This is a genomic window from Caulobacter sp. P1_B12_2 (genome assembly GCF_056406675.1).
The window spans coordinates 1-8,325 of record NZ_JBFTZS010000184.1 but is presented as its reverse complement, the minus strand read 5'-3'; the positions used below and the strand labels follow the sequence as shown (position 1 = coordinate 8,325).

The window sequence follows — 8,325 nt, the reverse complement described above, 5'->3', positions numbered from 1 at the left end:
GACGCGCCCAGCCGGCCGGGGCCCTGGCCTGGGCCGCGGGCCTGACCGCCCAGGCGGCCAGCAACCACCTGGCCAAGCTGGTCGACGGCGGGCTGGTCAGTGTCGAGCGCGAGGGCCGCCACCGCTACTACCGCCTGGCCAACGCCGAGGTCGCCCACGCGCTGGAGGCCCTGGCCGTGCTGGCCGCGCCCGTCCGCTCGCTGGAACAGCCGCGCTCGCCCCAGGCCCGCGCCCTGCGCGACGGCCGCTGCTGCTACGGCCACCTGGCCGGCCGGCTGGGCATAGCGGTGACCGACGCGCTGGTGGCGCAGGAGGTGATCCGTCCGGTCGACGGCAAGCTCTACGAGGTCCCGCCCGCCGGCCGCGCCTGGTTCGAGGACCTGGGCCTGGACCTGGACGCCCTGCGCTCCAGGCGCGGCGCCGCCCGCCAGTGCCTGGACTGGACCGAACGCCGCCACCACCTGGCCGGCCCGCTGGGCGTGACCTTGCTAAGCCGCATGGTGGCGCTGGGCTGGATCGAGACGTTAGCCGGGAGCCGGGCGGCGCGGCTGACGACGTTGGGCCGGGAGGAACTACAGAAGCGGCTGGGGGTGGATCTGGACGCCATGCAAGGACGTAAGGCGGCCTGAGTCTCAGGCAGCAGTGCGCAGCTTTCGTAGCCCGTACGCTCCGCGCACTCCATTATAGAACAGCAGCAGGCAGACAAGGTTGGCGGCGACGCTCAACTCGTAGCGCCACAACGGCATTCCAACGTGAGCTAAGGCCGCGGCGGCAGAGCCGTTGACCAGGCCCCGAGCTGTCGTCAGCAGATCATTGAGCGCTACCAAGCCAATCAAAAAGGGGATCACGCGGTTCGGATTGCGCCATTGCACGACGCCTAAGACGGCGTAGGCCAACGCGAACACGACGCTGACGGCCAATAAAAAGTACACCATCGTCGGACCGATCATCGACAACGCCTCCCGTGCGGCCGGGGTTTGATGACCTAGCGTAGCCGCCGTGTCCCTCTGTAGGCGGGCCATATCGGGGCCGATCTTCAGTGCGGTGATCAACGCAACGAAGACGCCGTTCAGGGCCATCAGAAATGCGCCAACTGTCCCAGCGCGGCCAACGGTCAGGGCCTCGTCTTGAGTGCGAACTCCGGCGAACGGATTGAACCAGCGCGACAAATCGATCATTCGAGGGCCTCAAGACTACAAGCTTGGCTGCACAATCATGCGTAGCCAGACCAGTCAACAGTCGACCTAAGCCGCCTCCACCCCGAACTGCAGCCGCGCCAGTTTGGCGTAGAGCCCGCCCTGGGCCGACAGCTCCGCGTGGGTGCCTTGCTCCACGACGCGGCCGTCCTCCATGACCACGATGCGGTCGGCCTTCAGCACGGTGGCCAGGCGGTGGGCGATGACCAGGGTCGTGCGCTGGCTCATGGCGTCGTGCAGGGCCTTCTGGACCAGGCGCTCGTTTTCGGCGTCCAGGGCGCTGGTGGCCTCGTCCAGCAGCAGGATCGGGGCGTTGCGGACCAGGGCGCGGGCGATGGCCAGGCGCTGGCGCTGACCGCCCGACAGGGTCTTGGCCCGCTCGCCCACCGGCGTGTCGAAGCCCTGCGGCAAGGCGTTGATGAAGGTCGTGGCCTGGGCCGCGTCGGCGGCGGCGCGAGCCTCCGCCTCGGTGGCGTCCTCCCGGCCGAAGCGGATGTTGTCCATGGCCGAGCCGGAGAACAGCGGGCTGTCCTGGGCCACCAGGGCCATGCGCTCGCGCACCTGCGACGGATCGGCGGCCCGCAGGTCGACGCCGTCCAGCCGCACCACGCCCGCCTGCGGGTCGTAGAAGCGCAGCAGCAGCCGCAGGACGGTGCTCTTGCCCGCGCCCGAGGGTCCGACCAGGGCCACGGTCTCGCCCGGGTTCACGACCAGGTCGAAGCCCCTCAGGGCCGGCAGGTCGGGTCGACCGGGATAGGCGAAGGTCACGCCCTCGAAGGCGATGCCCCCCCGGGCCGGAACGGGCAGGGTCTGGGGTTTCTCAGGCGCGGCGATGCCGGGTTGGGAATTGAGCAGGTCGGAGATTCGCTCCATGGCGCCCGCCGCCTTCTGCACGTCGCCCCAGACCTCGCCCAGGGCGCCGACCGAACCGGCGGTGAAGATCGCCAGCAGGGCGAACTGGGCCAGGGTGCCGGCCGTCATCTCGCCCGACAGCACCAGGTGCGCGCCCACCCACAGCAGAAGGGTCACGCCGCCGAACGCCAGGGCCATGACCACGGCGGTCATGCTGGCCCGGGCGTTGATCCGCTTGACCGACGCCTTGTAGGCGCCCTCGACGGCGCCGCCGAACCGGGCGTCCGCCGCGCTCTCGCGCCCGAAGGCCTGGACGGTGTCCAGGGCGTCCAGGCTCTCGCCCGCATAGCCGACCGCGTCGGCGAACTTGTCCTGGGCGCTGACCGACAGCTTTCGCACGTTGCGGCCCAGCAGGAAGATCGGCGCCAGGATCACCGGCACCATCAGCACGATGAAGCCCGCCAGCTTGGGGCTGACGAAGGCCATGTAGCCCAGCCCGCCGACCAGGCTGAGGCTGTTGCGCAGGGCGACCGAGACGCTGGTGCCCACCAGCTGCTCGATGATGGTGATGTCGGTGGTCATCCGCGACAGCACCTCGCCGGTGCGGGTCTTGAGAAAGAAGGCCGGGTCCAGGGTCAGGGTGTGGCCGTACAGCGCGCGGCGCAGGTCGGCGACCACGCGCTCGCCCAGCCGGGTGACGAAGAAGAATCGCAGCGCCGTGGCCACGGCCAGCAGCAGGGCCACCGCGGCCAGGCCGATGAAGGCGCCGTTGATCGCGTCCGAGCCGCGGGTGAAGCCCTTGTCGATCACGCCCTTGAACGCGCCCGTCAGGCCCAGGGTGGCCCCGGTCGAGAACAGCAGGAAGAAGCTCGCGGCCAGGGCGTCGCCGATGTGGCGGCGCACGAACGGCAGCAGATGAGCCAGGGGACGGATGTCCTTGCGGCGGGGGCGACGGTTGGCCGCCTCGGCCAGATTCTGCACCAGCTCCGCGCCCGCGCTCGGCCTGCCCTCGGCCGAAATCTCGCCCGCGTTCACGTCACTCATCAACTGACCCTTGCCAAATTCGCGCGCTTTCTTTATAGCCGCGCGTCTCCGAGAGCCACCCGCAAGGTTTGGCGCCCGCCCACATTACGCCGCCTCAAGTCGGTTGGATCGCCCGATGAAACAAGACATTCACCCCGACTACCACTTCATCACCGTCACCATGACCGACGGCACGTCCTATCAAACCCGTTCGACCTACGGGAAAGAAGGCGCGACCCTGGCGCTGGACATCGATCCCCGCGTCCACCCGGCCTGGACCGGCGGCAACAGCGCCATGCTGGACCGCGGCGGCCGCGTTTCGCGCTTCAACGCGAAGTTCGCCGGCTTCACCGCCAAGAAGTAAGCGTTTCACGCTTCTCGCCGTAAGGCGACGAAAGGCCGGCTCCGCGTTCGCGGGCCGGCCTTTTCTGTTTTGCTCCGCCCCCTATGGGGGCGGACAGACGGCGTAGCCGTCAGGTGGGGGCAAGTGAGAAACGGCAAGGCGGCCAAAGGTTAGCGACAGCGCGGCTAACACTTGCCCCCTACGGACCGCTTCGCGGTCGTCTTCCCCCAAAGGGGGAAGAGGTGAGTTTAGGCCGCGCCGAACGCCGCGCTGAGCCGGTCGAAGTGCGCCTGAACGGGACGCGGGGCCTCGACCTCGCCGGCCTCGACGTACATGCGCTTGTCCAGGTGGCGGACGCGCTCGTAGAGGCGCTCGGAGCGTTGCAGGAGATTGACCAAACCGAAGGGCAGGTCCTCGACGGCGGCGGGCTCGCCGCTTTCCAGGCCCAGGCGGTAGTTCTCGGCGCAGGCGGCCTGGGCCTCCATCTCGCCTTCCTTGACCGCGCGCTGGACCAGCAGCCACGAGGCCACCTGCATCAGCCGGGTCGTGAGGCGCATGCTTTCGCTCGCATAGGCCAGGGCGGCGTTGCGCGAGAGGATCTTGCTGTCGTGGCGGCCGGCGCCGTCCAGATAGGCGGCGGTCTCCTCGACCAGCGTCATGCCTTCCTCGAAGGTGCGGTCAAACAGTTCGGAGCGGGCGAAATCCTGGATCACGCCAGCGCGCCAAGGGGCCTGGGCCACGTTCAACTCGGTCATAGCTACTCATTGCCCCTTCGAAAGGCCGCGAGACCGTCTCGCCAGGCAGGAGGACTGCAACCCCCGTGCCAGACGTGATCGTCCCGTTTCGCGACCGCCCCTCCCCCAGGCTCGACTTAGAGCCGATATCCGAGTCAGGCGGGGTCGAGAGTCCGCCTGTAGCGTAAACCGATCGTTAGTCTAGGCGACCAAACAGCGCATTGGCCGCGTCGCGCCCAGCCTTTTTCTTGGTGAGCTGGGCGCGGGTGCGGGCGACTTCCGCTTCCAGCGCCTCGATCCGCTCTTCCAGTTCGGCCACGCCGTAGGTGTCCAAGTCCTCGTGCGTGGCGGTGTTGAGCGCGTCGCCACGGAAAGCGCGCGGCTCGACCGGTTCTTCCATCATCGGATCGGTCTCCCTTTGCTCGACCCCTTTTCGATCCGGCATCTGACGCCTACCAAGGGCGCGACGCAAGCCTCACGGGATGTTCCACCATGTCCGAGACCATGACCGCCATCGCCATCGAAGGCGGCAAGGGAGCGGCCGACGCCCTCCATCCCGAGACCGTGGCGCGGCCTACGCCGGGTCCCGGCCAGATCCTGATTCGTGTGCGCGCGGCGGGCGTGAACCGTCCGGACCTGCTGCAGCGCCTGGGTTTCTATCCGCCGCCGCCCGGCGCCCCGACCACCCTGGGCCTGGAGGTCGCCGGCGAGGTGGTCACGGGATCGGGACGCTGGAAAGCCGGCGACAAGGTCTGCGCCCTGCTGGGCGGCGGCGGTTACGCCCAGTACGCCGTGGTCGACGCCCGCCACGCCCTGCCCGTTCCTGACGGCTTCGACTTCGCCCACGCCGCCGCCCTGCCCGAGACGGTGTTCACGGTGTTCGCCAATGTGTTCGAACATGGGGCGCTGAAGCTTGGCGAGACGCTTCTGATTCATGGTGGCACGTCCGGTATCGGGACAACGGCGATCGCCATGGCCAAGGCGCACGGCGCGCGGGTGATCGCCACCGGCCGGGGCGCCGACAAGAAGGCCCAGGCCCTGGCCCTGGGCGCGGACATCGCCGTCGACGCCAAGACCGAGGACTTCGCCGAGATCGCCAAGGCGGCCGGCGGGGTCGACGTGGTGCTCGACATGGTCGGGGCCAGCTATTTCGACAAGAACCTTGACGCCCTGAACACCGGCGGCCGCATCGTCTACATCGCCGCCCTGGCCGGGCCGGTGCTGGAGGTGCCGATCATGAGGATCATGCAGAAGCGCGCCGTGCTGACCGGCTCGACCCTGCGTCCCCGCCCGGCCGACGAGAAGGCCCGCCTGGCCGCCGAGATCGAGCGCGTGGTCTGGCCGTGGATCGCGGCGGGCAAGCTCAAGCCGATTATTGACGCGAGCTTCCCCCTGGAGGACGCCGCCGCCGCCCACGCCCACCTCGAGGCCGGCGAGCRTGTGGGCAAGGTGGTGCTGCTGGCGTGACTTCCCGCGCTGATTGAAAGCTTCGCCGGCGGCGAGCATCGACTTGGCCGCCAGCAACCCTGGGTTAGATTTCCGCGTCGAACCCTGGGGACGGTCCATGAGCCTGAACGGAAGCCTGAGCGGACTGCGCCTGGTTCTGATCAATCCGCATCGGGTGGAGCTGGGCGTCCTGGCCGCGACCTTTTTCGTCCTCATGATCTGGATCGAGCTGCGCAAGGTCGAGCCCTGGATCGAATGGCTGGCCTGGTCGGTGCTGCTGCCGCCCTTCATGCTGTACATGTTCGACATGCGCGGCGAAGGGCTGGACACCTCGCCGATGGCGCTGGGCATCGCCCTGCTCATCGGGGTGGGCGGCGGCGGGCTGGTCACGCTGCGCAGCGTGGGTCGGCGTCAGCGCCTCGAAGGCCTTCGGGAAATCCCCGCGCCAACCCGCCACATGCCGCTGAATCTCGGGAATGGTTGATCCCCGTTCCCTTTCCGCAAGAACCGGATTATAGGTCCAGACTGAACATCCCGCCCGGCCGCAAGGTCGGGCGCCGTCATTTCTGGAGCCCCTCATGGCCGACATCCTGATGCCCAAGGCGACCGCCGTCTGGCTCGTGGAAAACACGTCGCTCACCTTTGAACAGATCGCCGATTTCTGCGGTCTGCACCCGCTGGAAGTCAGCGGCATCGCCGACGGCGAAGTGGCGCGCGACATCCGCGGCGCCGATCCGATGGGCAACGGTCAGCTGACCCGCGAAGAGCTCGACAGGGCCCAGGCCAACGACGCCTATCGCATGAAGGCCCAGGTCAGCCGCCACGCCGAACTGCTGAAGCCGCAGAAGAAGGCTCCGCGCTACACCCCGGTGTCGCGCCGCCAGGACCGCCCGGACGCCATCGCCTGGTTCCTGCGTCACCACCCCGAGGTGACCGACGCGCAGATCTCCAAGCTGCTGGGCACCACCAAGTCGACCATCGAGCAGGTTCGCGCCCGCACGCACTGGAACGCGGCCAACATCAAGCCGGTCGATCCGGTGACCCTGGGCCTGGTCGGCCAACTGGAGCTGGACGCCCTGGTCAAGAAGGCGGCCGAGAAGAAGGCCAAGGACGACCTGAAGAAGGGCATCCTGCCGGAAGACCCGACCCTGCGCCCCGCCTCGGAAACCAGCGCCCTGCCGGAAGACCACGAGGACGAAGAGGCCGCGATCCGCAAGGGCCGCATCGAGCCGAAGGCCGAAGACGTGTTCGGCAAGTCGACCTACGTCCCGGAAGAAGACGAAGACGACGAGGACTGATCTCCTCGCCGACAAGCAAAAGGCCCGCCCCGTCGAAACGGAGCGGGCCTTTCTGTTTTCGGCCTCCTCTGGCGGCCACCCCCGCTTCCGACGCGGCGATGGCTAGAGGGGGCTAGTGAAGTCGCGCCCTAAGGCCTTCGATCTCCTCCTTGAGCCTGAGCTTCTGCCGCTTCAACTCCCGAAGACGGGAGGTGTCGCTGACGGGTCGACTGGTCTCCTCCTGGATCGTGCGGTCGAGGTTCTCGTGACGGGACCCAAGCTCGCGGATACGGGATTCGATGGCCATGGCTGTCGGCTCCTTGCTGGTGGAGATCGAAGTCAACACCCGCTGTTCGAAGCTGTCAGATCACATATGATTGCACTCGGCGGCGCTTGACCCGGCGCAGCTTGCTCCCAAGACGGACGAAAATTCACCATGTCGGACCCGCTGGCCTCGCCCGAAAAACCTCGCCTCGTCGTCGGAATCTCAGGCGCGTCAGGGGTTGTCTACGGCCTGCGAGCCCTGGACGCCTGTCGCGAACTGGGCGTGGAGAGCCACCTCGTCCTGTCGAAATCAGCGGCCCTGACCCTGTCTCAGGAGACCGATTTTTCTGTCGCCCAGGTCAATGAGAAGGCGGATGTCGTGCATCGCGTAGGCGACGTCGGGGCGGCGATCGCGTCAGGGTCGTACCGCACGCTCGGCATGATTGTGGCCCCCTGCTCGGTGCGCACCATGAGCGAGATCGCAACGGGCGTAACGGCTTCGTTGCTGACCCGCGCCGCCGACGTGACGCTGAAGGAGCGCAGGCCGCTGGTGCTGATGGTGCGCGAGACGCCCCTGCACCTGGGCCACCTGCGCACGATGACCAAGCTGGCCGAGATGGGCGCGGTGATCGCTCCGCCCCTGCCCGCCTTCTACGCAAAACCGCAATCGATCGCTGAGATGGTGGACCAATCGGTGGGCCGCGCGTTCGACCTGTTCGGCCTGTCCTGGCGACCGGTCAGGCGCTGGGGCGAAGACCTGGCGACGATCACTGGCGACGCCTGAAAAGGCCTGAGGGGTTAACGAAGATGCGGCTTTGGCAGTGGGCCCTTGAGGTCTATGCGCGACCCTCTGTCGCGGAGGCGTGCTTGTCGCTGCAGGACGGACACGGCCAGAACGTGCCCTATCTGCTGTGGGCGGCCTGGCGGGCCAGCGAGGGCCGCGCCGCCGACGCCCGGGAGGCCGCCCGGCTGGTCAAGCGCTGGGACGCAGAGGTCGGCTCTCCCCTGCGGGCTGTCCGCCGCGCGATCAAGCCGACCTGGCCGGGGATCGACGACGGCGCGCGCGAGGATTTCCGCAACGCGGTCAAGGACGTGGAGCTGCACGGCGAGAAGGTGCTGATGGAAAGCCTGGAGGCCCTCAGCGGCGAGCCGGGCCCGGCGCTGGACGTGTTCGACACCCTGCTGGAGGC

12 protein-coding genes are annotated in these 8,325 nt (G+C 68.2%); 7 read left to right on the top strand and 5 right to left on the bottom strand.

Going from position 1 to position 8,325, the window contains the following annotated elements; all coding sequences use genetic code 11:
- A partial coding sequence (locus AC1DZ6_RS13080) for an ArsR/SmtB family transcription factor (protein ID WP_477097606.1) occupies positions 1–629 on the top strand: 629 nt, incomplete at its 5' end.
- Between the two features lie 3 nt (positions 630–632).
- Here the strand turns inward: AC1DZ6_RS13080 and AC1DZ6_RS13075 are convergent.
- Together AC1DZ6_RS13075 and AC1DZ6_RS13070 are read right to left on the bottom strand one after the other, a co-directional pair.
- Positions 633–1,178, bottom strand: a complete 546-nt coding sequence (locus AC1DZ6_RS13075; RefSeq protein WP_477097605.1) for a hypothetical protein — start codon at positions 1,176–1,178, stop codon at positions 633–635.
- Positions 1,179–1,244: 66 nt separating this feature from the next.
- A complete protein-coding gene (locus tag AC1DZ6_RS13070) occupies positions 1,245–3,095 on the bottom strand; it encodes an ABC transporter transmembrane domain-containing protein (protein ID WP_477097604.1) in 1,851 nt (616 codons plus the stop codon).
- A 112-nt stretch (positions 3,096–3,207) separates the two neighbouring features.
- Here AC1DZ6_RS13070 and rpmE point away from each other — a divergent pair, with 112 nt between their 5' ends.
- Positions 3,208–3,435 (top strand): 50S ribosomal protein L31, encoded by a 228-nt coding sequence (gene rpmE / locus AC1DZ6_RS13065; protein ID WP_477032590.1) that lies wholly within the window; start codon positions 3,208–3,210, stop codon positions 3,433–3,435.
- 227 nt (positions 3,436–3,662) lie between these two features.
- Here the strand turns inward: rpmE and rcdA are convergent, their stop codons facing one another.
- Positions 3,663–4,169 carry a protease adaptor protein RcdA gene (rcdA, locus tag AC1DZ6_RS13060; RefSeq protein WP_477097603.1) on the bottom strand — a complete coding sequence of 169 codons (507 nt, stop codon included), beginning with the start codon at positions 4,167–4,169 and terminating at the stop codon, positions 3,663–3,665.
- Positions 4,170–4,344: 175 nt separating this feature from the next.
- Complete coding sequence (locus AC1DZ6_RS13055; protein ID WP_477097602.1) at positions 4,345–4,551, bottom strand: DUF1192 domain-containing protein; 207 nt, start codon at positions 4,549–4,551, stop codon at positions 4,345–4,347.
- Positions 4,552–4,640: 89 nt separating this feature from the next.
- Between AC1DZ6_RS13055 and AC1DZ6_RS13050 the strand changes: the two genes are divergently transcribed.
- From AC1DZ6_RS13050 to AC1DZ6_RS13040, 3 genes are all read left to right on the top strand, one after another.
- Positions 4,641–5,615 carry an NAD(P)H-quinone oxidoreductase gene (locus AC1DZ6_RS13050; protein ID WP_477097601.1) on the top strand — a complete coding sequence of 325 codons (975 nt, stop codon included), beginning with the start codon at positions 4,641–4,643 and terminating at the stop codon, positions 5,613–5,615.
- 43 nt (positions 5,616–5,658) lie between these two features.
- A complete protein-coding gene (locus AC1DZ6_RS13045; RefSeq protein ID WP_477097600.1) occupies positions 5,659–6,078 on the top strand; it encodes a hypothetical protein in 420 nt (139 codons plus the stop codon).
- Between the two features lie 94 nt (positions 6,079–6,172).
- A complete protein-coding gene (locus AC1DZ6_RS13040) occupies positions 6,173–6,892 on the top strand; it encodes a DUF1013 domain-containing protein (RefSeq protein WP_477097599.1) in 720 nt (239 codons plus the stop codon).
- A 112-nt stretch (positions 6,893–7,004) separates the two neighbouring features.
- Here the strand turns inward: AC1DZ6_RS13040 and AC1DZ6_RS13035 are convergent, their stop codons facing one another.
- Positions 7,005–7,178: a YdcH family protein gene (locus AC1DZ6_RS13035; protein WP_477032601.1), complete on the bottom strand. Its 174-nt coding sequence runs from the start codon at positions 7,176–7,178 to the stop codon at positions 7,005–7,007.
- Between the two features lie 129 nt (positions 7,179–7,307).
- Between AC1DZ6_RS13035 and AC1DZ6_RS13030 the strand changes: the two genes are divergently transcribed.
- On the top strand, positions 7,308–7,919 hold the full coding sequence (locus tag AC1DZ6_RS13030; RefSeq protein ID WP_477097598.1) for a UbiX family flavin prenyltransferase: 612 nt from the start codon (positions 7,308–7,310) through the stop codon (positions 7,917–7,919).
- 83 nt (positions 7,920–8,002) lie between these two features.
- A partial coding sequence (locus AC1DZ6_RS13025) for a TIGR02444 family protein (protein WP_477097597.1) occupies positions 8,003–8,325 on the top strand: 323 nt, incomplete at its 3' end.

Coding starts and splice junctions, on each gene's coding strand:
- AC1DZ6_RS13075 (WP_477097605.1), bottom strand. CDS start 1,178: ATGATCGATTTGTCGCGCTGGTTCAATCCGTTCGCCGGAGTTCGCACT.
- AC1DZ6_RS13035 (WP_477032601.1), bottom strand. CDS start 7,178: ATGGCCATCGAATCCCGTATCCGCGAGCTTGGGTCCCGTCACGAGAAC.
- AC1DZ6_RS13055 (WP_477097602.1), bottom strand. CDS start 4,551: ATGATGGAAGAACCGGTCGAGCCGCGCGCTTTCCGTGGCGACGCGCTC.
- AC1DZ6_RS13040 (WP_477097599.1), top strand. CDS start 6,173: ATGGCCGACATCCTGATGCCCAAGGCGACCGCCGTCTGGCTCGTGGAA.
- rpmE (WP_477032590.1), top strand. CDS start 3,208: ATGAAACAAGACATTCACCCCGACTACCACTTCATCACCGTCACCATG.
- rcdA (WP_477097603.1), bottom strand. CDS start 4,169: ATGACCGAGTTGAACGTGGCCCAGGCCCCTTGGCGCGCTGGCGTGATC.
- AC1DZ6_RS13030 (WP_477097598.1), top strand. CDS start 7,308: ATGTCGGACCCGCTGGCCTCGCCCGAAAAACCTCGCCTCGTCGTCGGA.